This window comes from Sporosarcina sp. (genome assembly GCF_029257255.1).
Taxonomy (GTDB): Bacteria; Bacillota; Bacilli; order Bacillales_A; family Planococcaceae; genus Sporosarcina.
Map to the genome: position 1 here is coordinate 26,026 of NZ_JARICI010000052.1, position 26,244 is coordinate 52,269.

Here is a 26,244-nt window from a genome sequence, read left to right on the forward strand (position 1 = left end):
ATCACCTTTTTCTACTTTCTGATGGTTATCGTTTTACCGAGTTCCCGTGCTGTATCTTTTGCAAGTGCTGTGACAATCGTACCTTTTGCGATGATAATTTCTTCTTCTGAAATCAACGCAAGGTCTTCAGTGGACAGCAGCTTCTTGGTAAATTCAAATGACTGCGGAGCAGCCGCCTTTATTATCGAAGCAGAAGGAGCACTCTGAATTGCTACCGATTGAGCAGTTACTGTTTCTGCTGCTTCATTCGGCTTGACGAGACGTCCGATTGTTCCTTGTGTAATAAAGCCTGCATTTGCTTCATCCGTATCAATGTGCATTTCCAGACGATAGCGTTCATTCACCCGAATGCGCACATTGCGGAATGAAATGGGCCGGATTCCGTCTGCTTCTACTGTTATATACTCCCCGTCCTGCACGCCGAAACGTGCTGCATCGGAGGGAGCCATGTGGATATGGGACTGCGCGATAATGAGACCCTTCTCAATATGCACACTTCCCTTTGGTCCGATTAACGTAATTGGAGCTGATCCTTCAATATTGCCGGATTCCCGAAGTGGAGGCTTGACACCAAGTTTCATGGCATCCGTAAAGCTAACCTCGACTTGAGTCGCTTTCCGGACAGGCCCTAAAATCCGCACGCGTTCAATACTGCTTTTAGGTCCCGCAATCATCACCGTTTCATTGGCGGCGAATTGGCCCGGCTGTGATAGCTCGGACCGCTGCGTCAATTCGTACCCTGCGCCAAATAGTACTTCCACATGATCAGGCTGTAAATGTACGTGACGGGCGGAAACCGCAATGGGAACCGCTCGCTCCGGCAATTGAGTAGATTCTTTTCCTAACTGCCCGAGAATTTCCCCGACAATCTGTTCAATCAATTGCTGATTCATTTAGTTCACGCCTTTCTATTGCCTTGCAGTGTGAAATTATTCGCTTTTTGGCAAGATCATTTCTAGTTCGTTATGTGGTCTTGGGATGACGTGAACTGACAGCAATTCGCCCACACGCTGAGCAGAGGCTGCACCTGCGTCTGTTGCTGCTTTAACTGCACCTACATCACCGCGTACCATTACTGTTACGATTCCGCCGCCGACATGTACTTTACCGACTAAGTTTACGCTTGCTGCTTTTACCATTGCGTCTGCTGCTTCAATTGCACCGATTAACCCTTTAGTTTCTACCATTCCTAATGCTGTACCTTCTCTGTTCATAATTTTTTCCTCCTACTATTGTTTTATTTTGTAAGTTGTTTAACAATTTCACTAACTAAGTTTTGTACTAATGCCGGATCGATATTGCTGTTTGTTGCAGATGATACATTGTCCATTACACTCGATACAAGCTGTTCATTTGATTGGGATACAGGCTCTGAATGCTTCGGCAGCTGAACTTCCTTCGTGCCGTATGCCATCCGTTTAATGTTCAGCAAATGTTTAGCTGTCACGTTGTCGGATGTGATGTTGCCGCCGAATGTTCCGCAACCTAACGTGAATGACGGCATCAAGCCTGTCGTTCCACCAACTGCTCCAACAGAAGACATCGTATTAACTAAAATACGTGATACCGGCATTTCCATCACAAACTCACGTGCTACTGCATCAATTTCAGTATGAAGCGACAAGCTGTGTCCGCGCCCGCCGAGATTCAGCAAGTCGAGACATACTTTCTTCGCATGCTTCACGCCGTCCACCGTATACATCGCAAAAATCGGTGATAATTTTTCCAATGAAAATGGAACATTTTTGCCGACTTCCGTTTCCAAACCGATAATTACACGTGTACCTTCTGGAAGTGAGATTCCTGCAAGCTTCGCAATAAATTGCGGACTCTTGCCTACCACTTTTGGATTGACTTTGCCAGGTACTGGCGAAATAACCCCTTCCATGACCTTCTTTTCTTCATCTGAAAGAATATAGGCACCGTTTTTCTTCAGCTCGCGTGTGACAAGATCGACAACATGCTTATCCACCACAATCGCTTGCTCGGTTGCACAGATCGTACCGTAATCGAAAGACTTGCTGTCGACGATGTCTTTTACCGCCTTCTCAATCTTTGCAGAACGCTCGATATAGACAGGAACATTACCAGGACCTACACCATAAGCCGGTTTTCCTGAGCTATACGCCGCTTTCACGAGCGCACCGCCGCCTGTCGCTACGATCAGATTGATGTCTTTATGGGACATCAATTGCTGTGTCGCTTCCATTGAAGCCAGCGTCAAACATTGGATCAACCCTTCAGGAGCGCCTGCTGCAACTGCCGCAGCATCACAAACCTTGAGTGCTTCATTCGTACATTTCACTGCGTACGGATGAGGACTGACAACGATCGCATTGCGTGTTTTCAATGAAATCAATGTTTTGAAGAACGCAGTGGACGTTGGATTTGTTGTCGGGATAATGGCTGCAACCACACCAAATGGAGCTGCGATTTCCACGACTTTATTCAAATGGTCTTCTTTGATGATACCGACCGTTTTTACATCTTTAATACTTTCGTATACATCACGAGAGCCGACTTCATTCTTAATTTTCTTGTGAGCCGCTACCCCCATGCCCGTTTCTTCTACTGCCAATTGGGCGAGACGACCGGATTGTTCAAATGCTGCATCCGCAACGGCTTTGACGATTTTATCGACTTGTTGCTGGGTATAGCCCATGAATATTTCTTGTGCTTCTTTCGCTGTTTGAACGGCCGTGCGCATTTGCTGCAGGGCCAATAAATCGTTATCTACTAATTGAACCAAGTCTACACACTCCTTTCCAGTTACTTTTAAGCTCAATAGCTCAGCGGTTCATTTGCCATGTTCTGTACGGCTTCCCGGAAGGCGTCGGCTGCGGCTTGGCAGGAGGATTGGCTTCCTGTCAGCAGACCGCCGCCGAAGTTTGTTTCGGAGGGAGGCGCGTATAGTTCGCATAGCGTGACATCTGCGGCTTTTAAAGCAGCATCTAAGCCGATAATTGCTTCGACAGGCGGTGCAATCAAGTAGGCCAGTGATTGACCGACCGGTATGCCTGCCATTTCTGCCAAGTAGCTGCCGCTGCTGGAGATGGTATGCGCATAGAATGCGTGGTCAGGATTTCCATTGATCGCTTCGAAATAGGCTTCATTCTCGATGGTGATCCGAATAGAATCCAGACCGCTTTTCACTTCATCCGGAGAAGGTCCTGCGATAATTCCAATGAACTCACCTGACAATGGGCCGGATGAATGCGCAGCGCCTGCGTAAAAACTTTTTGCGTAGACGACTTCCACATCCGTATGTTTGGTAGCTGCATCTACTGCCGTATAGCCTATGTCGTCAACCGTAGTTGTCACTAGACCTAAGCTTCGCTGATAGGGCTTCAGTTGAAACTTTTCAGCAAGCTCAGGGCTGATGTTCGGAATGACTTGCATCGACAGGATATCCGCAAAAATCTTCATACGTCCATCTCCTCCTTATCCTTCTTTTCGAACAAGCGTTACGCCGCTTGCTCCATATTTTAAAATTTTCTGAATAACCGTACCAAGAAAAGCACCGGCTTCAACTGGCGGGATTCCGCCTTTATGAATATTGGAAATGACCATACGATCTGCCTCAATCGTGCCGTGTCTCGGCTGATAGCAAAGATACGCGCTGAGTGATTCCGCCGAAACGAGTCCGGGACGTTCGCCGATCAACATGACGACAACATCCGGTTTCAGTAATTCACCGATATCATCCATCACGGCCACTCTGCCTTTATCTACATAAAACGTAGTGCCCATCTCGATATTCAGGTTATTTAGAGACTGCTCGAGTGATAGATAGACATCTTCCAAGTTTTCTTCGATTGCTTTTGCACTCAGACCGTTAGACGCAACAATTTGAACAACCGGTGATTTTTTACAACGCTCTTGAATCGTTGCCTTTGCTTCATCGGAAAGCTTTCGGCCAAGATCAGGGCGTCGGATATATTCTTCCTTATCCATCACTTTGGACTGGACTTGAAATAATCCCAAACCTTCGAGCACGTTATCCGGTACTTCTCCGAATACTGCATCGACAGCTGCCGCATGATCCAGACGAAACTTTAGCCACGTATCTGTTTTAGGACGCGACCCTGCTCGACCGACCCCTACACGTGCAGGAGTCTTTTTGCGATACTCGGCCAAGTGATCTTCTTCCGTCTGCTTTGTTTCAGCTTTCGGTTTGCCAAATGCAGTAGTTGGTTTCGGTTTGACTGTCGCGATATTGCGCTGCGGCTTTACTTCCTCTGTCGTGCCGTGGAATGTTACTGCGCCGCTTGGTGAAGCGTGCTGTGCTTCAGCTGCCAAATGACCAACCGGCTGCTGTGAAAATAACTGAACTTTTTGTTCGCTGGCTGGCTGCTGTGTCGTTTGTCCGCCGCTCACCGCTTCCAGTTTTTCCACAACCATTTTAGTGATTTGTTGAATTAATACTTCATTCAAATCCATCCACCTCCTATCGATTGAACATGGTGAGGTCTCCGGCACGCTTGCTCAATTTGCCGTTTTCATAGATCCCCATTTTTTCGAGCCACTGTAAATATTCAGGTGCCGGTGTTTTGCCTAATGTTTGAATAACCGTCGCCACATCGTGATAACTCATGGACTGGTAATTCAACATGACGTCATCGCCCATTGGTGCAGCAATGATGAAATTCACACCGGCTGCGGTCAGCAATATACTCAAATCTTCAATGTCGTTTTGATCCGCTTTAATATGATTCGTATAGCAAATATCTACGCCCATCGGCAGTCCGTGAAGCTTACCCATGAAATGATCTTCAAGACCTGCGCGAATAACTTGCTTGTTGTTATATAAATACTCCGGTCCAATGAAACCGACTACTGTGTTGACGATGAACGGATCATAGTGTCTTGCGAAACCATAGTTCCGCGCTTCCATCGTTACTTGGTCCACACCGTAATGTGCTTCTGCAGATAACTCAGAGCCTTGCCCTGTTTCGAAATACAATGTTTGCGGGCCTGTACCCGTACCATGTTTCAGTGATAGATCTTTCGCTTCCGCAATCAATTCCGCCGAAATTCCGAATGAACGGTGAGCCTTTTCTGTTCCTGCGATACTTTGGAAAATCATATCGGCAGGAGCTCCTTGCTCAATCGCTTTCATTTGTGTTGTCACGTGTGCAAGTACGCAGTTTTGCGTAGGAATTTCCCAATCATTCATGAAGTCCTTTGTCGCATGCAGCACGCGCTTTACACTTTCTACGGAGTCGTCTACCGGATTGATCCCGATAACCGCATCGCCAATTCCGTAAGAAAGCCCTTCTTTCAACGACGTGATGATGCCGTCGATATTATCTGTCGGATGGTTTGGCTGCAAACGCGAAGACAATGTTCCTTTACGGCCAATCGTAATATTACACGTCGACAGGATTTCCATTTTATTCGCTGCATGCACTAAGTCCAGATTGGACATCAGCTTCGTTACCGCCGCGATTACTTCCGAGGTCAATCCGCGGCTCAGACGTTTTAGCTCGCGGTCGCCGACTTCATTGCTTAGAATATATTCACGCAGCTCCGCAATACTCCAATTTTGAATTTCGCCATACACTCTTTCATTGATATCATTTTCGATAATCAACGAGACTTCATCGTCTTCGATTGGAATCAATGGATTATTACGGATATCACTGACTAATAGTTCACTGACGACTGTTTTAGCAGCAATTCGTTCCTGCACGGTTTCCGCCGCAATTCCTGCGAGGCGGTCACCGGACTTCTCCTCGTTTGCTTTTGCAAGCACTTCTTTTAGGTCGTGGAACACGTATCGTTCGCCGCCTAATATAGCAGATAAATTCACGTGCGATGCCTCCTTTACGTTGTGTGGAAAGTTAAGGTTTTTACTACGACAGGCACAACGCCTGAGGCTAATATCTTTCCAATATCGATGTAATCGCCTGTCTCCACGTTAATTTGATCTATGCATATTACGCTTTGCTTTACTTGTAACGCCGCTAATGTCTGACCAAGTACTTTGGCATGATCAGACTGGATAACCAGAATGATCGGCTGTTCCGGTCTTGGCCTTTGATTCATGATCTGCACAATTGCTTTCGCTAATGTCTGCACATCACGAAAACCGAGATACGGCAGATTGGAAAGATAGAGCGCAAAGTTTTGCCCTTCTTTTGCAGAATCATATAAGGTAACTGCTTGGTGAACGGCATCTTCGAAATGAGATAATCCAACTTCCAAATCTGCTTCAAAATCGTATTGGTAGATTGGTATATTTTTTAATGGCAGTTCATGAGGCGCAACTTGGATAGTTGCTCCACTTATTTCTGTCGTTTGTGTTCCAGCACCCAATACTGTCGCACGAACCGTTTCAACAGGCTCCTGCCAGGTAAAATGCTGCAGCAATTGATTGTGTAATAATGCATCGGCAAGTTGAATTCCAATGTCATCGTACTGCGCCGCTTGCTCTTCATCTGATGAATGACGGTACATACATTCAGAGATACCACCTGAAAATACAATCGTATCGATAGGCTGCGACCAGTTTGGTTCATGACCCAGTAGTAGCACTTGATCCTGCGCATGTACTTCTTTTTTCAAGATGCGAGCCATCGCTTCCGCCATGTAGCTCGTAACAAATTGGACTGCCGGTGCACGTTGCGGATCGCCTGGTTGCAGCGAGTAACCTTGATCTTTTAGCAATTGCTCTACAGGTGGTGAAATCGTTCGAACTTTACCGTCTTCAAATTCGATTAATCGACCACCAATATGCATCGTGCACGTGCCAAGCAACTGTTTATTTTGAAAGACTGCAATATTTGCTGTGCCCCCGCCAATGTCAATATTGGCAATGACGCGGCTGCTCTTATTGCCTGACTCCTCATAACTACCCGAGCCTTTTGCTGCGATAATTCCCTCTAAATCTGGTCCTGCCGTTGCCACAAGAAAATCTCCCGCTTCGTCCGACAGCTGATGAAGCATCTCACTGGCATTTCTTTTGGTGGCTGTTTCGCCTGTAATAATTACGGCGCCTGTCGCAATTTGAGAAGGCTGAATTCCTGCCTTGTCATATTCTGAGCGAATGATCTCCTGAACACCTGCTACGTTAATTGTTACCGCATCTTGCAATGGTGTTCGGAAGACCGGGCTTTTATATAATACTTCTTTGTCCGTTATTTCAATTCTCGGCACATGCGCTGCTCCTGCAACGTTTCGCAAAGAGAACCGACTGATAATCAGCTTCGTCGTGCTTGTGCCAATATCAATGCCTGCACTGATGATTGTCTCGTGCTTATTGAAATTGCTCACGCCCACACCTCTTTCTGAATTATCTTCCAATGGATTTTTTGTACCTATTTATTACTCTGCACTTGTTTTCGGCGCGATTGGTGCGGTGCCTTGTGCTTTTGGTTCGGTAGTTCATCGTTTTGGTTCGGTTCCCCCTGCGTTTGGCGCGCTTCTACATCACTTTGGAGCGGTTTCAGTAGTTTTTGGCGCGGCCCTTCATCGTTTTGGCGCGGCACCCTGCCTTTTCCGACTTGCTTTCCACTTTTGGTTTCATCCAGCTGCAAGCGCCAGCCTCTCGGGTCGTTTCGGTCCTGCCAGAAAGGCAAAAAGCGCCTTTATAGCAAGCCCTACAACGCCTGTCGAGGCTAAACGGCGCTTTCCGCTTTTGAATATAAAAAAAGACGCCTTTACAGACCCGTGGATAGTCCACGAGATGTAAAGGCGTCATTGCCGTTTTTATTCACTTGTATGAGCTTTACTATATCAAATTCTGTGATAGGTGTAAAGGGTATTATCCTAGGAATAGTAAGCGTTCATCGTCCATTTGTTCGACGTATTGACGCATGGATGTCAGGTCATTAAGTTTGGTTAACTCTTTCAAATGATCGATGCCCACCCCTGTTACAGAGGAGGTGATGACGATCGGTCCTTGATTCATGACCATCTTCAGCATATTGAGCGCTCGTTCAGTATCAGCGTCAGGACGGTCACACTTTGTAATAACGCCTATCGGCAATTTTGGAACACCCATGCTGAAGCCGGGAGGAAAGATCAGCCTTTCACTCGTTGAATCTTGCAAATAAAACACATGTGTTACTTCTAGAGCCGTCGCCATAATATTTTTATAAAACATCGGATTTTCCGTGTACTCTCCCGGAGTATCGACAATCCAATCAAAATAATTGAGTGTTTGTGTTTTAACAGCTTTCACTTCTCGGCCTAACAAGGCATTCGTTAACGTGGACTTTCCTGCCCGTACCGCACCGACTAGCATCGCCTTGTTTTGCATCCTCACCACTCCTTAAGACTTCGTAATGGCAGCCGGTGTATAACCCAGCTTTTCAGATAAGAACCGATTGATTTCCTGCATCGCCATTTCCACTTCTGACACGCTTCCGACAATTACTAGACTTCCTGTAAACCTGTCCAAGAAACCAATACGGACGTTTGCAGCTTTTGTCGCTAAATCCCCTGCGATAATAACGGTTTCGCTGGGTGTGCAAGTTAGAATACCCAATGCTCCCGCTTCTTGTATGCCTAATTTTTGAAACATATCGGGATCAGGATTTGCGATCAAGTGGCTGAGTGTCAGCTGTTTTCCTGGAACAAATTCCTGTATAAACCGTTTCTTCTCTTCACTCATTCTAGATTCACTCCCTAATTTAACTGCCGCTTCCTTATGCCTTTGCAGAAGGAGCATCTGTTTTTTCTTCATACTCACCAGAACGGATAACTCCCGCTTCACGATCCTGCTTTTCCAACTTCAACGCAGTCGGAACTGAAAGTTTATATGCAATAATGATCGCAATGATCCCTGCACTTAATTTACCAAGAATAACCGGTAAAATAATATTCGGCTGGAAGTTCGCCGTGAATGATAGATGATCGCCAAGCAAGAATGCAGCACAAACTGCGAATGCAATATTGATGACTTTATCTTTTGGACGCATGTATCGAACTAACGAGAACATCGCCAAAATATTGGCTACAGTGGCAAGAAGACCCGCACTACCTTCAGGAGATAGTCCAATCTTTTTACCAAGTGCTTCTAGAGGGCCTGCCAAATACTTACGAATCAAATAAATCATCGGGAAGGCCCCCGCTAACATAATTCCTATATATCCAGCCGTTTCAAGCGCACGGAACTGGTCGGCCTCATCAGCCATAATCGGATCAAAGCCCCAGATACCGAAGATCTTAGTGAAAATGCCTGTAAAGATTTCTACAATGGAGAACACTAACACAAGCTTAATGGCCGCGTCCATCACTCGTCCGAAAATCATAAATCCATTAATCATCATCCCCGGTAAGAACTTCAACCCCAAGGCTATTAAGACAACGAAGATTAATAGAGGCAATAAATTGATAAAAATCTGTAAATAACTAATAGCAAACTCGTAGTTAGATGTAGCCGTCGTGCTGATCACGTCACGCACATCCGTATTAAAAATAACGACTAAAACAGATGCAATAAATGCGCCAATCGGGATCGTTAGTACGCCTGACATAATACCAAGCGCCATGTACTTATGGTCTCGCTTGTCTAACATGGCAAGTCCCATAGGAATGGAGAATACAATGGTAGCACCGGACATAAATCCGACGATCAGAGCCATAACCCATCCTTCATTTGTTACTTTTAACGCTTCTGCCAACTGATAGCCACCCATATCGGATGCCAAAATTGTTGTAGCAGCAATCGCTGGATCTGCACCGATTGTATTAAAAACCGGTCCAATAAATTTACTGATAAACCACGTCAAATACGGTATGGACGCCATGATACCTGCTGCTGGAACAAAGATATGTCCTACTGTGTGTATACCCGCCATGAATTCCTTACCTAGTCCTTCGTCCGCGTTTTTAATTGATGCAAACGCCCCTGCGATCGCACAGGCCATAATAATATATACGATTACCGTACCTATCATTTCCATATAGGCTATCCCCTTTTATGATTATATTTTGTTACTGTTTTCATCACCAAAACTAACAAACCACCACCTTTTTATTGGATTAATCGACAAATAATAGGTTAAAAAGAAAACGAAAAGACGCTTAAAGAATGTAGCTCTTTAAGCGCCTTTGCTTATCTCTATTTACTTGTTCAAATTAATAATCTCATAGGCCAGTGACTCCATTGTCATTTGCCGCGACATACTCGTATCCCGCATCTGTTTGAACGCCTGCTGTTCGGTTAACTTCTCAGCGTCCATTAACATACCTTTTGCCCGCTCTATGATTTTTCGTTTTTCGACTTCCTGTTTTGCCTGCCGGACACTTTCCTTCAGCCGCTTCGCTTTATCTGATTGATGAAGCGCAACCTCTACAGCTGGAATTAAATTGGATTCCAATATAGGTTTAACCAAATAACCTACTATATTATCCTGCTGTGCTTTTTCCACAAATTCCTTTTGACTGTATGCGGTTAGAATTAATATTGGTAAATCCAGCTGCTCTCCGATAATACGACTTGCCTTCAACCCGTTCACCTTTGGCATCTTGATATCCATTAATATTAAATCCGGTTTATGCAGAAAAGCCAGTTCAATGGCCCTGTCTCCGTCCCCAGCTTCCCCCACCACTTCATAGCCATGGTCTTGCAAGGTCATTTTCAGGTCCATTCGAATAATCGATTCATCTTCCGCTATGACAATCCGTTTACTCACCAAAGATTTCCACCTCCGCACCTATTGGAAAAATGATCAGTGCATGAGTTCCAATGTCTCTAGGCACGTACAGGAATTCACCATTTAGGTCATTGATCACAAGGTTATGGATGATTTCCGTCCCTAATGAAGTCTGAGGATCCTTCATTCCAACGCCGTTGTCGGAAACGTGAAGTTCTACAAAATCATTAACTACGGTAAATTCTACATCAATAATCCCTTGTTCTCTACCTCGGAACGCATGTTTCAAGGAATTCTGTATGAGCTCGTTGATAATCAGCGCGATTGAAACCGCTTTCTTAGATGTTGTTATTATTTTATTGCCATTCGGCTCAATAATCAAGTCTACTTTTAAATTATATTCATTTAATACCATAGTAGAACAGATTTTTCTCGTTAAATTAATAATGTTTACGTCATCATCGTCCGCATGTTCCTTTGCAAGAATAATTTCATAAACAGAAGAAATACTATAAATTCTGTTCAGTGTTTCTTCAAATGCTGCGCGGCTTTCAGCTGTTACGCCATTGCGCATTTGCAGCCGAAGCAAGCTTGCCACTGTCTGAAGATTATTTTTGACACGATGATGAATTTCTTTTATGACAACTGACTTCATCATCAATTCTTTTTCTTTCGTTCGAAGTTCGGTGATATCCTGAACAATGAGCAAGGTCTCTTGAGATTTATTTTTATCACGCATTTTTATTTTTTTCACAATGAGACTTTTACGCTCAATAGTCATTTCAAATACAAATACATCTTCCTTCTGCTCGTAAACCGGCAGTAAAAACGGCAGCATTTCCAATAAATTGCGATTAAGCACATCGTCATGGTTACTCAATTCAGATATCAGTTTCAAACCAGATGGGTTGGCATAAACAAGCCGATTGGATGCGTCTGTTAAGATTAGCATCTCCATCAATAAGTCTGAAACTACACCCAGTCCGGAATTAGTCAGCTGATCCTCTGCAGTTTCTGTGATGACCGAAAATTTCTGCAGCGGTTGATCAGAAAATGAGGATGAAATTTCTTTTTCTTGAATCAGCACTCCAATCACCTGATGACATGTATTCTTGATTGGCACCACGGTCTGATCGACAACGATTCCTTCCTGTGTCACCGCATGGCGTATAATGGACTTTTTTCCATTCCGATACGAATAAAACACACCCGGCTCAAATGATTCAAAAACAATTTTACCTATAACCGAATTATCATACAGCGGCTTGCAGCCTATAGGAAATGCCTCTGCTACAACTATCGCTTGATTATGTGGCTTTAATTTGCAGTCTATAAACATATAATCCCCAGATAAATCTGCATAGGTCTGCAGACTAAATGCTAATTCCTGTAGAATCTTTATATCTTTATCAGTCAACTCTGTATGCTGCTTACACAGTTGTTCCACTGTTGCCTTAACCAACCTACCACGACCTCGCTTCGAGGAAATACTACTTCCCCCAGTTTGTAAAATCAGTATAGTGCTGATTTTTTGTCAGGTCAATCCTTCAAGGTAGATAGATTAGCTTGCAAAAAGTCTGAAACCACTGCTTTATAACCATCCTCATCCATCACAAACGCTTCGCCGTGATTGGCACCATCCACTAAAAATAGCTCCGCCTCACTTTTCGTCTCTTCATATAATTCCTTCGTCATATCGGTCGGCACAAATGTATCTGCCTTGCCGTGAATATACAGGATCGGGACCTCGGTTTTTTTGACTTCATTCAGCGCATTCGCTTCTTTCAATGAATAACCGGCCTTCGCTTTCGTCAGTAAACTCATATTATCGAGCAGTGGATACGCCGGCAAATGAAACATGCGATTCATCTGATAAGCAAAGAGCTGATAAACGGATTGATACGGGCTATCTGCTACAATTGCTTTCACTTGTTTTGGCAGCTCGTCTCCACCGCTAGCCATCAAAACTGTCGCTGCACCCATAGAAAGTCCGTGATATACCACTTCCGTCTTCGCACCAAGTTTCTCTTCCAACAAGTTTGTCCAATCGATTAAATCCAGGCGATCAGGCCAGCCAAAGCCATAATAATCACCGCCGCTTCTGCCATGTCCCCGTGCGTTCGGCATAAAAATATTAAATCCCAGTTCTTCATAATAATACCGCCCATACAGCCCCATCTGTTTTGCATGACCCAGGTAGCCATGCGTCAGGATCACCAGCTTATCGGACGGCTGTTTTGCCGGCAGATAGTAGCCCATCAGTTCGAGACCGTCTCTGGATGTCAGCTTCATTTCTTCGTATTCTTGTTCTTCCACCCACAGCCTCCAGTCACCGTTCAGAAATACTTCCATCGTTTCAGCAGACACTTTGAGATCCGCATTTCCTGTTAGAAAATCCTTTGGCCCCCGCTTGATTGCCAAATTATAAAAGAAGAAACTGCCTGCTATTTGAAAGACTATAAAGAAAGCAATAATAAAAACCAGTAACTTCTTCCAGCCCATTTTTCTCATATTCATTTCCCTCGTTTTCTCTGTATGAACACTTTTACTTATTATACAATGAAAACCAAGTTTTGTTTATGACAATTTCACGAGAAAAGCCCCAACAGATAAAAACATCTGTTGGGGCTTTTGGTTAGGATTACTTATTCGGGTTCTGACTGCTGTCTTGCTCAGTCGCTTTGTCTGCCTTCTTAAAGTCTTTTGCGTATAAGACTTCCTGGGTAGATGAAAGGCCGTTGTTTTTATCTGTCAGTGTTTTGTGCGGCTGTTTATTTTCGCTCATGTATCAACACTCCTTTCTGTCTTATTTACAGTCTTCCACGGATCGTAAAAATTAAACACAGGCAGACAGTCGGCGTTAATTCCTAATATTTACTCTTCATTCAAAGTACACTACTATGAAGATAGGAAACTAGCATACAAGGGGTGTCAAAATGAAGAAAAAAATAGGAATATCGATTGCAGCACTGCTTGCGGTCATCGTAGTTGCGCTGGTGCTGGCAGGAAACTACTTCTACAATCAAGCAGTCAAGCGCGGCACTGAAGTTGTTTTACATACAGAGTCCACTTCCATCAACGCGCTTGCCAGTGAAGAAGATCAGCAGCATTTGCAGGCGGCAAAAGACTGGTTTTCCAAGCAGGAACGAGAAGTAGTTGATTTCGAGACCAAAGAAGGAATCGAAGTAAAAGCACAATTCATTGCACAGGAGCAACCACAGGGCAAAGGTGTCATTTTAGCGCATGGTTTCCGCAATACAGGTGAAGATATGGGAAAGCTTGCAAAATTCTATTATGATCAGGGTTTTGACGTGCTACTGCCTGATTCACGAGGTCACGGGGAAAGCGGCGGTGACTACATTGGTTTTGGCTGGCATGACCGGCTGGATTATAAAAGATGGATTGATTTCTTAACTTATTACGGGGATAAGCAGATTATCCTGCACGGTAATTCGATGGGTGCCGCCGCTGTGCTTATGACAAGCGGTGAAGAGCTGCCTGACAATGTAAAAGGAATTATTGCGGACAGTTCGTACAGCAGTGTCAAAGAGGAACTGGCGCATCAGCTGAAACATATTTACAATCTGCCCGCATTTCCATTGCTGAATGTAACGAGTATGGTGACCAAAATCCGTGCAGGTTATACATTTGAAGAAGCATCTGTTGTCGATCAGGTGAAGAAAAACACACGTCCATTATTAATTATTCACGGTGACGCAGATGACTTGGTTCCAACTAAAATGGCGCAGCAAATTTATGACGCAGCGGGCGGCGAAAAGGAATTGTGGATTGTGACCGATGCCGGACACACGAAAGCATACGATAACATCACGATGGAGTACGAAGAGCATGTACAAAATTTCTTGGAAGAAATATTGGCGGAATAGAGGCAAGATCTTCTGCTTTTCACTAAAAACCACGTATACTGACTGCATAAGGAGCTGATCATATGCAATTTCACATGACAGAACACGGTTTTGATACCGAAACAGAATTTGGCACATTACACATTGCCTCCAATGAAGAAAAAGGATTTCGTCCCTACCAGCTGATGGTCGCATCCATTGCAGCTTGCGGAGGCGGCGTCATGCGAAAGATACTCGATAAAATGCGCATGCCCGCTGACGATATCGCGATTGAAGTAAAAGAAGTCGTACGTTCAGACGATGATGCAAGCCGGATTATGAAAATTCACCTCCATTTCACTGTCATCGGCTCTGACATTACGGAAGAAAAAATGCCAAGAATTATGAATCTTACTGAGAAAAACTGTTCCATGCTGCAGTCAGTGATGGGCTGTATTGATGTTGAAAAGACATATGAGATTAGCAGTAAGTAAGAAAAACGGCGTGCCTGGATAATCCGGGTACGCCGTTTTACATTATAATTTTATTTTTTCAAAGGCAATAAAGGCTGTTCTTCTTTATAGCGGGAGTACGACCAGCCTCCCAATGAAACATTTGTACAAGCCTCATCTTCACAATAAAACGTATAGGTTTGCTGATCAGTAGAAACATGCACCTCATAATGAACGACAGATGAAGGATCAGCGACATTAAAACGGTTGACGCGCTGGGTAATAGAATGGACTGTTTCTTTTTTTGCTATGTTTTGATACTCTTCATTCTGCAGCATCATCACTGTCATTTCCCCCAAAATTTCTTGATCATCTATATCCGTACTGTACGTGCTTTTCAGAAAACCTGATATCCCAAGATACACATTCAGCCCCAGGCTGACAACTAACAAGATGGCCAGCAACGGTTTCTTCTTCATCTCCAGTACCTCATTTCATACGCTATCGTCCTATCCCCACCACATAACCGTTGCCAAAAAGGAAAACATCGAAACCGGCACAGCAATGATAACGATGACTAAGAAAACACCTGTCATTTTCCATACATTCATCTGGTTATTCTTTAGCCATACAAACGCAAAAATATAGCTGACCGTATATAAAATCATGCTGATTACGGTGCAGGCGGTCAGATAATACAGGGCCTTCATTGGTTCGTCCGTCAAAAACCGGGCAATCCACTGACCGTATACCCCTAAAACAGTGGCTGTCAGCATGCAGACGGCGATCGAAATCCCACTTTTCGTCATGGCTGCTTCACCGGCACATAGCCAACCTTCTCCACTAATTCCTGACCTTGCGCAGAGACGATCCACTCAATGAACCTCTCGACATTCGGATTTTTCGTTCCGGCTGTCACCACATAGAATTCAGATGAAATTGGATATTCATCGGAGCGGATTGTTTCCTTTGTCGGTTCCACTCCGTCAACTGCCAACAGTTTAATCTGATCATTCCCTACCATCTCCGTTGAGTAATAGCGGAATGTATAGCCGATCGCATTTTTATAATTTCGATACTTTGATACTTCTTTGATGATGCCGCCCATTCCCTCAGGCACGTTTTCTTCCGGCGCCTCCATAATTGGTATATCTCCCATCAGTCTTTCGAGGGCTGTTTGACTGCCGCTGTCGGCAGGCCGCTGGAATGCGCGGATCGATTCATCTTTCCCGCCGACTTCTTTCCAGTTCGTAATCTTTCCAGCATAGATATTTTGAATTTGTTCAAGTTCCAGACTGTTTACCGGATTTTTTTGATTGACAAAGAAAACAAATGCTTCCCTGCCAATAGGCGTTAATTCCAGTTTCAGCCCCTTTTGCTCAGCCATTCTGATCTGCCAGTCAGATGGACCAAGCGCAACAATCATATCCACGTTTCCATCAATTAAATTTTTGTATGCTTCCGGTGTTTTATTGACCATTACTTCACTGTCATACGGATTATATTCCTTTTCGGGATAGACTGCCTGAACGAAAGAGGCATACAGCGGATAAAGCGCCGTCGCTCCGTCAACTCTTGGTAATTGATCCTGAAGCTGCAGTGTCGCTGGTTCGTCTAGCTCAGCAATCTGCGAATCGTCTCCAAACGGTTCATAATAATAAATATCAACTTCTGCACTCATTGTAGGAATGCTGTCTTTATATGCCTGATAAATCGGCCATACCGATGCACAGACCAAAATTACGGCTGCAGAAATGCCAAATACCTTTTTTCGCTGTTTCGTATGGAAGGAATGATTGATCATCATTACAATCCAGACATATAAAACAACAAACGCCGCAATCATCAGCGGAATATAATGAAACTGACCGGTAAACAGCAGATAGAGCAAGCCAAATCCGCCGAAAAATAAAAGCGCAATCAGAAAAACCACAGTAAATATTATTGTTGCTGCCAAATCGCTCTCCCCTTCCTATTTCAACTCACTTAAACGGTGCCTCGCTTCTTCTTCGTCAAATGAACTGTACCAGCGATAATGCTCTTCATCTAAAATACGAAAATGCTGGCTAATTACATTTTGCTGGAGGCGGAACCGGCCATTTTTCTCGATTTCCCGCCACCATACTTTCCCGCCCATCGACTGATCAATCGGCTGGTCTATTCCGTCATGTGCAATCGTCTCCAAAACTTCGAGTGGATCGCCGCCTACCGTCGCCTGCAGGACATCACTGTCACGGAACAGCGCGCATACAGCAATGACAGCCGTCCAGCTCGCTGCTGTCCGACCTTTTTCAATCTGGATCAATGTCTTTTTTGAAAGTCCCAATACATCAGCCATCTTCTGCTGAGAATACTCTTTTTCCAAACGCACAACCCTCAGCTTAAGCGATATCAAATCTGTTAATTCTTGCTGATTCACACACTCACCTCATGGTTACATTTTATATCTATAGGTGTAATATTACACCAAAGCAAAAAATAGTCAACTATATTTTCGAAACTATCAAACACCTTATAGGCATCGCTTTTTTTCCAAAATCATGATAGTATTTAGTAAATTTATGATTATGTAAACGAAACGAGGATGTATATGAAACAGCGTGAACAATGGACTTCCAAGATCGGTTTTATACTGGCAGCTGCCGGCAGTGCAATCGGATTAGGCGCGATCTGGAAATTTCCTTATATGGCGGGAACAAACGGCGGCAGCGTGTTTGTGCTGTTATTTATAATTTGTACTTTACTGATCGGACTGCCGATTTTATTGGCGGAGTTCGTCATTGGGCGACGCGGACAGGCTGATGCGGTCACTTCCTTAAATAAGCTTTCGGGCGGTCGAAACTGGGCATGGGTTGGCTGGATGGGGCTTGCTTCTTCCTTTATCATCCTGTCTTTCTACAGCGTGGTGGGAGGTTGGATTTTATCGTATTTGGCGAGAGCCTTTACGTTTAAACTTAGTGGAATGGATTATGGTGAACTGTTCAACACGACGATTGCAAATCCATGGGAAGTGCTAATTGCGCAGGCGTTATTTATGACATTGACGGTATTCATCGTGCAGAGCGGGATACGGGGTGGAATTGAACGCGCGAGCCGATGGATGATGCCTCTATTATTTCTGTCGTTTATCATTCTGGCAATCCGTTCGCTGACACTCGACGGCGCAATGGAAGGTGTCCGATTCTTATTCGTTCCGGACTGGAGCTATTTCAACGGAACTACTTTTCTTGTCGCACTCGGGCAGGCATTCTTTTCCCTAAGTGTTGGAGTGACAGCGATGATGACGTACGCTTCATACCTTTCAAAAGAAGAAAAGCTGGGTCAATCTGCATTTAACGTATCGATACTTAACATCGGAATTTCTATTCTTGCAGGACTAGTCATTTTCCCTGCAGTTTTCGCACTTGGACATTCTCCTGAAGCTGGGCCGGGATTGATTTTCGTCATTCTGCCAGCAATTTTCAATGAAATTCCGTTTGGCAGTGTGTTTTTGATTATTTTCTTTATCTTGATGCTGTTCGCGACGCTGACTTCAGCGATTGCCATGCTAGAAATTGTCGTTTCGACAGGAATTCGCAAAAAGCATGACCGCAGAAGACGCGCTTCATGGGTATTTGGAGGGCTGATTTTCTTAGTCGGTATACCAAGTGCCTTATCGTTCGGTTTATTATCTGATGTTCAGATATTCGGCAATTCCATTTTTGATTTTGCCGATATCCTGACAAGTAGAATTGCAATGCCTCTTGGTGCTCTGGCGGTTTCACTATTTGTCGGTTTTATACTGACTAAAGAAGATACAGCGGAAGAATTACAGATGAATCCTGCCATTCATTCCCTGTGGAAAGTAATCGTCCGTTATTTTGCACCCATCGCAATTGTGGTCATCTTTATCACCTGGATATTGGGTATGTAAATTCGCAGTCTTTCTCAGCGTATGAAGTATGGTGCGCTACGGCTGGTGTAAGTTCGGCAGCGGCTTTCTTTGGTTCGTTCGTGAGATTTTTGGTGCCGTTGACGACTTGACTGGCGCGTAGCTATGCAGAAAAAACTAATTTCATGAGAAGAGCGGCCTTGAAAGTAGATGTACTTTCAAGGCCGCTCTTTTAATTTATATGCTTCATCAGAACATCTGCGACTACTGTAAGTCCTGCAAGATCCTCGTCCGTGAATCGATTCAATTCTGGGCTGTCTATATCGAGCACCCCGAACACTTCGCCGTCTTTTACCAACGGTACCACAACTTCTGAACGGGAAGCCGCATCACACGCAATATGGCCCGGAAATGCATTGACGTCGGGAACGACCAATCCTTTTTTTGTCTGCGCTACTGTTCCGCAGACGCCTCTTCCAAGCGGAATACGAATGCATGCCGGCAATCCTTGGAAAGGACCGAGCACTAATTCTGTGTTGTCCATCAAATAAAATCCGACCCAGTTAATGCGGTCGAAAAATTGATTCAGTAAAGCAGATGCATTGCTTAAGTTGGCATACACATTCGGTTCATCTGAAATTAACGCATTCAGCTGTGAAGCAAGCTGTGTGTATTTTTCTTTTGGGTTGCTTGAATAGTCCGTTGCAGTGAACATATGATTACCTGCTTTCTGTGTAAGATTTTAACTTTATTCTACACAGAATCACAGCTTAGGAAAAGCAAACGAGCTCCCGTCTGATTGCTTGTCAGTCCAATTTCACCCGTAGGATTTCCCCTGTAACAGCATCCACTTTCACTTCAAATTTCTGACCTTCTTCCGTGCGAATATCAATTTCATACAGCAACTGGCCATCATCAAAATCCAGTTCCGATTTTACTACTTGTCCCGGAACTCTTTTTAATGCAATTTCATTTGCCTCTTCCATAGAAATTCTACGGTACTGCGGATGCTGCCAGTGATTTACCCAATAAGAATTCTCTTCACGCTGTGGGTTCATACATCGATTCCTCCATTTCTTTACTCGATATCAATCTATGCAAAGAAATGAAATATGGTCCCTGATTTTGAAATGTCGTTTTATACAGAATTAAGCAGTATTTCCCCGGAAATAATCCATTACTGCTTTATAGGGTTTATGAGACTTTTACAGACGACTTCTTCTCTTTCAAGCGCACCCAGATAATCAGCGGAATGAGCAGCAGAGCGATATACGTTCCCAGAAGGCCAAGCATCGCGAAACCCGAGAATGCAACGACCAAGCCTGACGCGAGACCCCCCACAGTACCTGCAAGCGCCACAAACACATCAATACTACCTTGTGTTTTAGCACGTGTCAGAACATCTGTTGAATCAATAACAATTGCTGTCCCGCTGATCAATCCGAAGTTCCAGCCTATTCCGAGCAAAATTAACGACACAGACATCCAGAAAACTGATCCGCCCGCCACATATGCCGCAAGAATACCTGACAGCGCTAATGTCACGCCAGACGCCACTACCATAACCGGCCGGCCTACTTTATCCACCAAGATACCAGTAAAGATTGACGGCAGATACATACCTGCAATATGAAGGCCAATCACCAAACCAATGCCTTCCAATGAAGCACCGTGATGCTGCATATGAACTGGTGTCATCGTCATGATAGCAACCATAATTGCATGGGACAGTACTAAGACAATCGCGCCTGTCCAAATACCCATTCGGCTGGCTTTATGCTCATGAATAAACTCCCCTTCATTTGCATGCTCTTTTGTCGTTGTCTTAGCCAATTCGATTGCCCGTGCCGCCAGGAGTGGATCTGGACGCAAGAAAATAAGAAATATGAGACCTGCCAGGATATATGACACTCCTGCTAATAAAAATACGCCTGTTAACGTTGGGATTCCGATGTAGTCCGCCACATGCCCCATCGGTATAACCAAGTTAGGCCCCGCAACAGCGCCCACCGTAGTAAAAACAAGAGCCATACTGACTGCAGTGGCACGTTGTTTTTTGTTAGCCAAATCGGTTCCTGCGTAGCGTGCCTGAAGGTTGGTCGACGTGCCCGCTCCATAAATGAACAGGAAAATGAATAACACCGTAAGATTTCCTATAATAACGGCGATAATCACGCCAAGCGCGCCGATGCCTCCCGAAATAAAGCCTGCCCCTAAGCCAAGTCTGCGACCATATCGCTGTGAAATTCTTCCGACCAGATAGGCTGAGAAAGCCGAACCGAATGTAGCGAGTGCAATCGGCATACCTGCCAAACTTTCATTCCCGGTCATCTGCTGAATCAACAATGCTCCTACCGTTATTCCCGCTGCAATTCCAGCTCCACCAAAAATTTGAGACATCATGACCACAATCAAAGATCGCTTATATAATTGTTCCTGTGCATCTTCTGATTGAATGTATTGTGAGTAATCTCGCTGTCTTGCCATTCGTTTGTCCATCCTCTCTAGTCTGTCTATTTAGCTGTAGGCTTGATGCACTAACATTCCATCCATCTTATCATATCTCATGGCACCTACAGCAGAATCTTTATTTAGCACGCATAGAAAAAAGCAATCCCTAGTACAAGGGATTGCTTTCATTCTGCGTCTGTATATGCACTTATACTAACGGTGCGATAAAAATAGGATGATCGGAAAATCTTGCAATTAGATCTTGCCCTTCATGCACCCACTTTTCATCGTATACAATCGGTGCATCTTTATCCTGCGGCGTTTGGAACTGGTCTAGGCCCGCAGCCGCCAAAACCGGACTGTCGTCATCGTCCAATCCAATATTCACTACATGCTTAATAATGAATGGTGTACCGAATGAAATCATTGCACTGTCTTCATCCATTACACCGTCGACTACATCGAAAGGCAGTCGTAAATAAACGGACTCGCCGCCGTCCTGATTCAATATCGTATCAAAGTTCCCCCGGTCAAAGTCCCAGTTCCCCCCGATGATCACTCCATGTTCCTCAAGAACTTTACACGCATCACCGAATAATGCTTTTTTGCCTGGCATAGTAGTTTTTAATTCAATCATGGCTCGCCCCTCTTTTCTTAGGCAGTTTTTCTCGTTGTTTATCTAGTTGAATATATATCTAGGCATACCCCAGTTATCTGGCTGCAAAACCTGGTGGATATGCGACGCGGAGTGTTATGATCACGCAGGACAGCTGTACGAGCGTGCGGCTGTCCCGATTGATCATGTAGGGAGAGCTAATGAGCGGCCGTCCGTTGTGCATGAGCGGTGGATGGGATTCATGAGCATCTGGGCAACATTAATGATCATCGTGCTATCAATAAAGATGGCTGCCGGCAAATCCCCAACAGTAAGGGATTCCGACAGCCACGCTGCGCTACTTCTTTAATTCCTTATATCTGCGCAAACATTCTTCATAAGCTTCTTGCACAGTTTCCACCTGAATAACGTGCTCTCCTGTAACAGCAAAGCGTGCAACAGAGTATTCATACTGCGGGTCGTAGTAGTTTGTCAGCAGCTGTTCGACAGCTTCAGCAAATCGTCCGTTTTCCAAATCACTTTCAATTTCTGCAGCAATCGGCTGATGAACTCGCTTCTTGATCAGCTTGAATGCCTCCAAAAACTGTTCAGGGCGCTCTGTCGGTTCATATTCAGACATAATTTCATCGACACGGACTTTAGTCGGCAGCTGTATAATCCACTGCGGACTTTTCTCTTTTTGCTCAAACAAAAGAGGCGGCATATGCACTTGTCCTATACGCTTGCTTTCTCCTTCAATGAACACATACGGTTCATCTGCATACCGATCTAACTTTTCCGCCAGCAGTATCTCGAATTTCTTTTGATTATTAGGCTTCACACCGATCTGACCGAAAATTGAACCACGATGGCCTGCCATTCCTTCTAAATCGATCACAGGATAGCCGTCTTCCATCAGCTTGTGCAGAATTTTCGTCTTGCCGCTTCCTGTATAACCGTTCAGCACGATCAGCTCCGGTTTGAAGGGCTCTTCAAGACGCTGGATGACCCACTTTCTGTAAGTATGAATTCCGCCGCTTATACGATTAGTGCGGATACCCATCAATTCAAGCACTGTCACTGCTGTTTTACTTCGCATGCCGCCACGCCAGCAGTAGACCGTAATGGGCGTATCAATCTTTCTGAACTCTGCAATGAACGCAGGCAGCTTCGCAGAGAAAATCTCAAGTCCTCTGTCCATTGCTTCCTGCTTGCCGACTTGTTTATATAACGTACCGATTTCCGCCCGCTCTTCATTCGAAAAGACCGGAATGTTGAGACTGCCAGGAATCGTTGCTTCTTCAAACTCTTTAGGAGAGCGGACATCGACTAGCGTATGTGATTTCGTTTTCTGCAGTTCTAATGCATCTATCAATGTTAATTCTCGAACCATTTCGTTCACCATCTCCCTGATTTACTGCACAATAATTCTTCCGTCCTGCTCTTCTGTTACTTCTCCAATTATGTGTGCGTCGACGCCTTGATCACGTAATTGAGCAAGAAGACGTTCAGCCTCTTCTCCTGCGACTGCCACAAGAAGGCCGCCCGAAGTCACGGCATCACATAAAATCCATTGCCCAATCTGATCCATCGACTCTGGATAATCGACGTCACCTTCCAAATGCGCGTGGTTGTTTTTTGTGCCACCCGGTACTGAACCTGCTTCTGCCAACTCTCTTGTGCGCGGCAAGACAGGCACCTTCTCACTATCGATGCGCAGGCAGACGCCACTTCCTTTAGCCATTTCAGATGCATGACCAAGCAGGCCAAAACCTGTTACGTCCGTAGATGCATGAATGCTGTAATCATTCATCACTTCAGCAGCTGTTTTATTGAGCGTCGTCATCACCTTCGTGACAAGGGTAATTTCTTCTTCTGTCAGCAACTCATTTTTCAATGAAGTTGTCATGATGCCTACGCCGATCGGTTTTGTCAAAATCAAACGATCTCCCGGCTTAGCTCCTGCATTCGTACGAATTTTATCAGGATGTACTGTTCCTGTAACTTGCATACCGAATTTCGGCTCCTGATCGTCAATCGAGTGGCCTCCGACAAGTACTGCACCAGCTTCCTTCAGCTTATCACCGGCACCGCGCAAAATTTCAGTCAAGATATTGCGGTCTAGCGTGTGAATCGGGAAGGCTACAATATTCAATCCAGTGATCGGCTTGCCGCCCATCGCGTATACATCACTGATTGCGTTCGCTGCTGCTACTTGTCCAAAATCATACGGGTCGTTAACAATCGGCGTGAAAAAGTCCAACGTCTGTACGATGGCCATTGTGTCGCTAAGCTTGTACACTCCGGCGTCATCGCTCGTGTCAAGACCGACAAGCAAGTTAGGATCAGATAGGCCAGGAGGCAATGTATGTAAAACTTCAGCAAGGTCGGCGGGGCCAATTTTACAGCCACAACCTCCCTTTGAAGATAATGATGTCAATTTAACAGAAGAATTTCGCATAAAGGAAATCAACCTTTCATTTGTAGTGAATTAATTTTACCATAAACTATTGAGTTCATATGAATTCAGCCCTTGTCTGTTCTAATCAGCAAAAAGACTGTAAACTTGCCCCACAGTCTTTTCTGCTATGTTACTTTACATACACGGCGTACCAGTTGTTACCACGCCGCTCCATTTTCGAACCGATCCAGCCTTCCTTAAGCAACTGTTGCTGTTCTACAATTTCGTTCATTAAAACTACAGTGGATGCAACGGGTTGATCAGTCTGAACAGTTGCACGCAAATCCCTGAACAATATATAGCGCAGCTTTTCGCCATATTTGATTTTCAGTGCTCCAATTCGCAAACCAAGTGCAAACTTATCTTTCAGACTTGGTATGTTAAGCGGCGCAACCGTTGAACAGATATAACGATAGTGTTCCGTATCCACCCGTTCCAACAACCATTTACCGAGTGTTGTTTGCAACCCATTTCCCCTAAACTTTGGATCCACACATGAAACCTCTGAATATAGAACGCTGGATAGCTCATTTTTAGGAATACCCGCATCCACTCCTAAATGTTCCTCATCATCTCCCGGATCCAACATCGCCCGGAATGCAATTAGCCGACCTTCCACAAAAGCACCAGCCATCATGCCATTGCCGCGTAAAATATTCAAAAACTCGTCCTCTGTTAACGGCTGCAGAAATTCCGGTTTCTCCAAAACGGCAATCACTTTGTCCTGCAGCACCATAATGTCCGGCAACTGCTCTTCCGTCAGAAAGCTAATATCTGTCTGCAATGAAGTCATCCCGTTACCTTCACTTTGCGAACCGTCAATTCGTCCAGCACCTCTTCGTCCACGTCCACCCCGAGTCCAGGCTGTTCATTTAGGTGAATAAAAGGAACGTCATATTGCAGATTACCGATATCTTTGCTGAATTTCAACGGGCCTGTGAGCTCAACACTCGTCATCGTTTTTTTCGAAAATGCCACGTGGAATCCAGCTGCAGAACCGACAGACGACTCGACCATCGAACCGACCTGACACTCGATTCCTGCCATTTCAGCCATATGTGCAAGCTTCATCGCAGGGTACATCCCTCCGCATTTCATCAGCTTGATATTCACTTTGTCCGCTGCACGTTTCGCAATGATTTCCCGCATTTCCCGAACTCCGCGCAAGCCTTCGTCGATCATCATAGGTGTTGATGTCTTCGCTTTAATTTCCACCATTGCATCAATATCATCCGCTTTCACCGGTTGCTCCAGCCAATCGAGTCCACAGGCTTCCAGTTGCTTCATCGCCTGCAGTGTATTCGCGCTGTTGATCCATCCTTGATTGACGTCCACACGAATTGCGATATCGTCTCCAACACATTTACGCACAGCTTGAATCCGTTCTACATCTTCCGCCACATTCGTGCCGACTTTCATCTTCAATGAACCGTAGCCCTCTTCGACTCGTTCCGCAGCTTCCTGCGCCATATGTTCAGGAGAGGCAATGCTCAATACATGCGTGATTGGAAATTTCTCATGGTATCTTCCCCCGAGCAGATTGTACGCTGGCACTCCATACGCCTTTCCGACAGCGTCAAAACAAGCGATATCGACAGCCGCCTTCGCTGTCGGAACACCATAAATCGCCTGATCCATCAGTTCATGAATGAATTCAAAACGGCTGGGGTCCGCACCAATTAGACGGGGGGCTAGCGTGTGCTGAATCACAGCAAATGTACTCTCCCAGCTTTCACCTGTTACGTGATCGTCCGCCACAGCTTCGCCGTAGCCGATGTGCCCCGTATCCGTTGTCAGTTTCACAATAATAGATGGCATATCATGGTATGTTCCATAACTGATGACAAAGGGTTCGATCAAAGGTAATCTAATCGCAAATATTTCAAGTTCTTTTATCTTCATTTCATTTCTCACCTTTCAGCAACACACTCATATAGAATATATTTTACCATACAGGAAATGAAA

General features: G+C 44.8%; 31 protein-coding genes. 5 read left to right on the forward strand and 26 right to left on the reverse strand.

All coding sequences use genetic code 11. The annotated features are described in order from the left end of the window. Nucleotides 1-11: 11 nt before the first annotated feature. From pduL to Q1J64_RS11040, 7 genes are all read right to left on the reverse strand, one after another. Complete coding sequence (gene pduL / locus Q1J64_RS11010) at nucleotides 12-893, reverse strand: phosphate propanoyltransferase (RefSeq protein ID WP_301109114.1); 882 nt, start codon at nucleotides 891-893, stop codon at nucleotides 12-14. Nucleotides 894-929: 36 nt separating this feature from the next. After that, complete coding sequence (locus Q1J64_RS11015) at nucleotides 930-1,214, reverse strand: BMC domain-containing protein (RefSeq protein ID WP_099688497.1); 285 nt, start codon at nucleotides 1,212-1,214, stop codon at nucleotides 930-932. 23 nt (nucleotides 1,215-1,237) lie between these two features. Beyond that, nucleotides 1,238-2,707, reverse strand: coding sequence for an aldehyde dehydrogenase family protein (locus tag Q1J64_RS11020; protein ID WP_301109158.1), 1,470 nt, complete (start codon nucleotides 2,705-2,707; stop codon nucleotides 1,238-1,240). Nucleotides 2,708-2,781: 74 nt separating this feature from the next. Next, on the reverse strand, nucleotides 2,782-3,426 hold the full coding sequence (gene eutL / locus Q1J64_RS11025) for an ethanolamine utilization microcompartment protein EutL (RefSeq protein WP_301109115.1): 645 nt from the start codon (nucleotides 3,424-3,426) through the stop codon (nucleotides 2,782-2,784). 15 nt (nucleotides 3,427-3,441) lie between these two features. After that, entirely contained in the window at nucleotides 3,442-4,440 is a 999-nt protein-coding gene (gene eutC, locus Q1J64_RS11030) for an ethanolamine ammonia-lyase subunit EutC (RefSeq protein ID WP_483315974.1), read from the reverse strand. Nucleotides 4,441-4,447: 7 nt separating this feature from the next. Continuing rightward, a complete protein-coding gene (locus tag Q1J64_RS11035) occupies nucleotides 4,448-5,812 on the reverse strand; it encodes an ethanolamine ammonia-lyase subunit EutB (protein WP_301109117.1) in 1,365 nt (454 codons plus the stop codon). Between the two features lie 14 nt (nucleotides 5,813-5,826). After that, nucleotides 5,827-7,275, reverse strand: a complete 1,449-nt coding sequence (locus Q1J64_RS11040) for an ethanolamine ammonia-lyase reactivating factor EutA (protein ID WP_301109118.1) — start codon at nucleotides 7,273-7,275, stop codon at nucleotides 5,827-5,829. On the opposite strand from Q1J64_RS11040, the gene Q1J64_RS11045 reads away from it, so the two are divergent. Further along, nucleotides 7,262-7,693, forward strand: coding sequence for a hypothetical protein (locus tag Q1J64_RS11045; RefSeq protein WP_301109119.1), 432 nt, complete (start codon nucleotides 7,262-7,264; stop codon nucleotides 7,691-7,693). The genes Q1J64_RS11040 and Q1J64_RS11045 overlap by 14 nt on opposite strands. Nucleotides 7,694-7,765: 72 nt before the next feature. On the opposite strand, the gene Q1J64_RS11050 is transcribed toward Q1J64_RS11045, so the two are convergent. From Q1J64_RS11050 to Q1J64_RS11080, 7 genes are all read right to left on the reverse strand, one after another. Then, nucleotides 7,766-8,263: a EutP/PduV family microcompartment system protein gene (locus tag Q1J64_RS11050; protein ID WP_301109120.1), complete on the reverse strand. Its 498-nt coding sequence runs from the start codon at nucleotides 8,261-8,263 to the stop codon at nucleotides 7,766-7,768. Between the two features lie 12 nt (nucleotides 8,264-8,275). Beyond that, on the reverse strand, nucleotides 8,276-8,617 hold the full coding sequence (gene eutS, locus Q1J64_RS11055) for an ethanolamine utilization microcompartment protein EutS (protein WP_153721679.1): 342 nt from the start codon (nucleotides 8,615-8,617) through the stop codon (nucleotides 8,276-8,278). Nucleotides 8,618-8,651: 34 nt separating this feature from the next. Continuing rightward, entirely contained in the window at nucleotides 8,652-9,911 is a 1,260-nt protein-coding gene (gene eutH / locus Q1J64_RS11060) for an ethanolamine utilization protein EutH (protein WP_301109121.1), read from the reverse strand. Nucleotides 9,912-10,073: 162 nt separating this feature from the next. Then, entirely contained in the window at nucleotides 10,074-10,643 is a 570-nt protein-coding gene (locus tag Q1J64_RS11065; protein WP_301109122.1) for an ANTAR domain-containing response regulator, read from the reverse strand. After that, nucleotides 10,636-12,066, reverse strand: a complete 1,431-nt coding sequence (locus Q1J64_RS11070) for a GAF domain-containing sensor histidine kinase (protein ID WP_301109123.1) — start codon at nucleotides 12,064-12,066, stop codon at nucleotides 10,636-10,638. Before Q1J64_RS11070 ends, Q1J64_RS11065 begins: the two co-directional genes overlap by 8 nt. A 77-nt stretch (nucleotides 12,067-12,143) precedes the next feature. Further along, complete coding sequence (locus Q1J64_RS11075; protein WP_367183459.1) at nucleotides 12,144-13,115, reverse strand: alpha/beta hydrolase; 972 nt, start codon at nucleotides 13,113-13,115, stop codon at nucleotides 12,144-12,146. A gap of 130 nt (nucleotides 13,116-13,245) precedes the next feature. Continuing rightward, a complete protein-coding gene (locus tag Q1J64_RS11080) occupies nucleotides 13,246-13,389 on the reverse strand; it encodes a YfhE family protein (protein ID WP_301109125.1) in 144 nt (47 codons plus the stop codon). Between the two features lie 151 nt (nucleotides 13,390-13,540). On the opposite strand from Q1J64_RS11080, the gene Q1J64_RS11085 reads away from it, so the two are divergent. Both Q1J64_RS11085 and Q1J64_RS11090 read left to right on the forward strand, forming a co-directional pair. After that, entirely contained in the window at nucleotides 13,541-14,491 is a 951-nt protein-coding gene (locus Q1J64_RS11085; protein WP_301109126.1) for an alpha/beta hydrolase, read from the forward strand. 62 nt (nucleotides 14,492-14,553) lie between these two features. Continuing rightward, a complete protein-coding gene (locus Q1J64_RS11090; protein ID WP_301109127.1) occupies nucleotides 14,554-14,943 on the forward strand; it encodes an OsmC family protein in 390 nt (129 codons plus the stop codon). Nucleotides 14,944-14,993: 50 nt separating this feature from the next. On the opposite strand, the gene Q1J64_RS11095 is transcribed toward Q1J64_RS11090, so the two are convergent. Genes Q1J64_RS11095 through Q1J64_RS11110 form a run of 4 tightly spaced genes read right to left on the reverse strand, consistent with a single transcriptional unit; the run spans nucleotide 14,994 to nucleotide 17,320 of the window. Then, the gene (locus tag Q1J64_RS11095) at nucleotides 14,994-15,380 is read right to left on the reverse strand and encodes a hypothetical protein (RefSeq protein ID WP_301109128.1); all 387 of its coding nucleotides are present in this window, start codon (nucleotides 15,378-15,380) and stop codon (nucleotides 14,994-14,996) included. Between the two features lie 30 nt (nucleotides 15,381-15,410). Further along, nucleotides 15,411-15,710: a hypothetical protein gene (locus Q1J64_RS11100; protein ID WP_301109129.1), complete on the reverse strand. Its 300-nt coding sequence runs from the start codon at nucleotides 15,708-15,710 to the stop codon at nucleotides 15,411-15,413. After that, the gene (locus tag Q1J64_RS11105) at nucleotides 15,707-16,858 is read right to left on the reverse strand and encodes a PstS family phosphate ABC transporter substrate-binding protein (protein ID WP_301109130.1); all 1,152 of its coding nucleotides are present in this window, start codon (nucleotides 16,856-16,858) and stop codon (nucleotides 15,707-15,709) included. The genes Q1J64_RS11100 and Q1J64_RS11105 overlap by 4 nt, the downstream gene beginning before the upstream one ends. Before the next feature lie 15 nt (nucleotides 16,859-16,873). Then, nucleotides 16,874-17,320, reverse strand: coding sequence for a helix-turn-helix transcriptional regulator (locus Q1J64_RS11110; RefSeq protein WP_301109131.1), 447 nt, complete (start codon nucleotides 17,318-17,320; stop codon nucleotides 16,874-16,876). Between the two features lie 171 nt (nucleotides 17,321-17,491). Between Q1J64_RS11110 and Q1J64_RS11115 the strand changes: the two genes are divergently transcribed. Next, complete coding sequence (locus tag Q1J64_RS11115) at nucleotides 17,492-18,814, forward strand: sodium-dependent transporter (RefSeq protein ID WP_301109132.1); 1,323 nt, start codon at nucleotides 17,492-17,494, stop codon at nucleotides 18,812-18,814. A gap of 190 nt (nucleotides 18,815-19,004) precedes the next feature. Here Q1J64_RS11115 and Q1J64_RS11120 read toward each other — a convergent pair whose 3' ends face one another. The 4 genes from Q1J64_RS11120 to Q1J64_RS11135 form a co-directional block, all read right to left on the reverse strand. Beyond that, nucleotides 19,005-19,487: a free L-methionine (R)-S-oxide reductase MsrC gene (locus Q1J64_RS11120; RefSeq protein WP_301109133.1), complete on the reverse strand. Its 483-nt coding sequence runs from the start codon at nucleotides 19,485-19,487 to the stop codon at nucleotides 19,005-19,007. 91 nt (nucleotides 19,488-19,578) lie between these two features. Further along, nucleotides 19,579-19,830, reverse strand: coding sequence for a PepSY domain-containing protein (locus Q1J64_RS11125; protein ID WP_301109134.1), 252 nt, complete (start codon nucleotides 19,828-19,830; stop codon nucleotides 19,579-19,581). Nucleotides 19,831-19,966: 136 nt separating this feature from the next. Continuing rightward, complete coding sequence (locus tag Q1J64_RS11130) at nucleotides 19,967-21,259, reverse strand: MFS transporter (protein WP_301109135.1); 1,293 nt, start codon at nucleotides 21,257-21,259, stop codon at nucleotides 19,967-19,969. A 172-nt stretch (nucleotides 21,260-21,431) separates the two neighbouring features. Next, nucleotides 21,432-21,860, reverse strand: a complete 429-nt coding sequence (locus tag Q1J64_RS11135) for a YugN family protein (protein WP_301109136.1) — start codon at nucleotides 21,858-21,860, stop codon at nucleotides 21,432-21,434. A 46-nt stretch (nucleotides 21,861-21,906) separates the two neighbouring features. On the opposite strand from Q1J64_RS11135, the gene Q1J64_RS11140 reads away from it, so the two are divergent. Next, a complete protein-coding gene (locus Q1J64_RS11140; RefSeq protein ID WP_301109137.1) occupies nucleotides 21,907-22,188 on the forward strand; it encodes a hypothetical protein in 282 nt (93 codons plus the stop codon). Here Q1J64_RS11140 and mnmH read toward each other — a convergent pair. The 4 genes from mnmH to Q1J64_RS11160 form a co-directional block, all read right to left on the reverse strand. Further along, on the reverse strand, nucleotides 22,177-23,211 hold the full coding sequence (mnmH, locus tag Q1J64_RS11145; RefSeq protein WP_301109138.1) for a tRNA 2-selenouridine(34) synthase MnmH: 1,035 nt from the start codon (nucleotides 23,209-23,211) through the stop codon (nucleotides 22,177-22,179). The two genes, Q1J64_RS11140 and mnmH, sit on opposite strands and share 12 nt — an antisense overlap. Nucleotides 23,212-23,232: 21 nt before the next feature. Continuing rightward, the gene (gene selD / locus Q1J64_RS11150) at nucleotides 23,233-24,279 is read right to left on the reverse strand and encodes a selenide, water dikinase SelD (RefSeq protein WP_301109139.1); all 1,047 of its coding nucleotides are present in this window, start codon (nucleotides 24,277-24,279) and stop codon (nucleotides 23,233-23,235) included. Nucleotides 24,280-24,409: 130 nt separating this feature from the next. Continuing rightward, nucleotides 24,410-25,072 carry a GNAT family protein gene (locus tag Q1J64_RS11155; RefSeq protein WP_301109140.1) on the reverse strand — a complete coding sequence of 221 codons (663 nt, stop codon included), beginning with the start codon at nucleotides 25,070-25,072 and terminating at the stop codon, nucleotides 24,410-24,412. Then, entirely contained in the window at nucleotides 25,069-26,181 is a 1,113-nt protein-coding gene (locus Q1J64_RS11160; protein WP_301109141.1) for a mandelate racemase/muconate lactonizing enzyme family protein, read from the reverse strand. The genes Q1J64_RS11155 and Q1J64_RS11160 overlap by 4 nt, the downstream gene beginning before the upstream one ends. Between the last annotated feature and the right edge of the window lie 63 nt (nucleotides 26,182-26,244).

Bases quoted from the DNA above. Each gene is read 5' to 3' on its own strand.
- pduL (WP_301109114.1), bottom strand. From the start codon at position 893: ATGAATCAGCAATTGATTGAACAGATTGTCGGGGAAATTCTCGGGCAG.
- Q1J64_RS11015 (WP_099688497.1), bottom strand. From the start codon at position 1,214: ATGAACAGAGAAGGTACAGCATTAGGAATGGTAGAAACTAAAGGGTTA.
- Q1J64_RS11020 (WP_301109158.1), bottom strand. From the start codon at position 2,707: ATGCGCACGGCCGTTCAAACAGCGAAAGAAGCACAAGAAATATTCATG.
- eutL (WP_301109115.1), bottom strand. From the start codon at position 3,426: ATGAAGATTTTTGCGGATATCCTGTCGATGCAAGTCATTCCGAACATC.
- eutC (WP_483315974.1), bottom strand. From the start codon at position 4,440: ATGGATTTGAATGAAGTATTAATTCAACAAATCACTAAAATGGTTGTG.
- Q1J64_RS11050 (WP_301109120.1), bottom strand. From the start codon at position 8,263: ATGCAAAACAAGGCGATGCTAGTCGGTGCGGTACGGGCAGGAAAGTCC.
- eutS (WP_153721679.1), bottom strand. From the start codon at position 8,617: ATGAGTGAAGAGAAGAAACGGTTTATACAGGAATTTGTTCCAGGAAAA.
- eutH (WP_301109121.1), bottom strand. From the start codon at position 9,911: ATGGAAATGATAGGTACGGTAATCGTATATATTATTATGGCCTGTGCG.
- Q1J64_RS11075 (WP_367183459.1), bottom strand. From the start codon at position 13,115: ATGAGAAAAATGGGCTGGAAGAAGTTACTGGTTTTTATTATTGCTTTC.
- Q1J64_RS11080 (WP_301109125.1), bottom strand. From the start codon at position 13,389: ATGAGCGAAAATAAACAGCCGCACAAAACACTGACAGATAAAAACAAC.
- Q1J64_RS11085 (WP_301109126.1), top strand. From the start codon at position 13,541: ATGAAGAAAAAAATAGGAATATCGATTGCAGCACTGCTTGCGGTCATC.
- Q1J64_RS11090 (WP_301109127.1), top strand. From the start codon at position 14,554: ATGCAATTTCACATGACAGAACACGGTTTTGATACCGAAACAGAATTT.
- Q1J64_RS11095 (WP_301109128.1), bottom strand. From the start codon at position 15,380: ATGAAGAAGAAACCGTTGCTGGCCATCTTGTTAGTTGTCAGCCTGGGG.
- Q1J64_RS11100 (WP_301109129.1), bottom strand. From the start codon at position 15,710: ATGACGAAAAGTGGGATTTCGATCGCCGTCTGCATGCTGACAGCCACT.
- Q1J64_RS11115 (WP_301109132.1), top strand. From the start codon at position 17,492: ATGAAACAGCGTGAACAATGGACTTCCAAGATCGGTTTTATACTGGCA.
- Q1J64_RS11120 (WP_301109133.1), bottom strand. From the start codon at position 19,487: ATGTTCACTGCAACGGACTATTCAAGCAACCCAAAAGAAAAATACACA.
- Q1J64_RS11125 (WP_301109134.1), bottom strand. From the start codon at position 19,830: ATGAACCCACAGCGTGAAGAGAATTCTTATTGGGTAAATCACTGGCAG.
- Q1J64_RS11130 (WP_301109135.1), bottom strand. From the start codon at position 21,259: ATGGCAAGACAGCGAGATTACTCACAATACATTCAATCAGAAGATGCA.
- Q1J64_RS11135 (WP_301109136.1), bottom strand. From the start codon at position 21,860: ATGATTGAATTAAAAACTACTATGCCAGGCAAAAAAGCATTATTCGGT.
- mnmH (WP_301109138.1), bottom strand. From the start codon at position 23,211: ATGGTTCGAGAATTAACATTGATAGATGCATTAGAACTGCAGAAAACG.
- selD (WP_301109139.1), bottom strand. From the start codon at position 24,279: ATGCGAAATTCTTCTGTTAAATTGACATCATTATCTTCAAAGGGAGGT.
- Q1J64_RS11155 (WP_301109140.1), bottom strand. From the start codon at position 25,072: ATGACTTCATTGCAGACAGATATTAGCTTTCTGACGGAAGAGCAGTTG.
- Q1J64_RS11160 (WP_301109141.1), bottom strand. From the start codon at position 26,181: ATGAAGATAAAAGAACTTGAAATATTTGCGATTAGATTACCTTTGATC.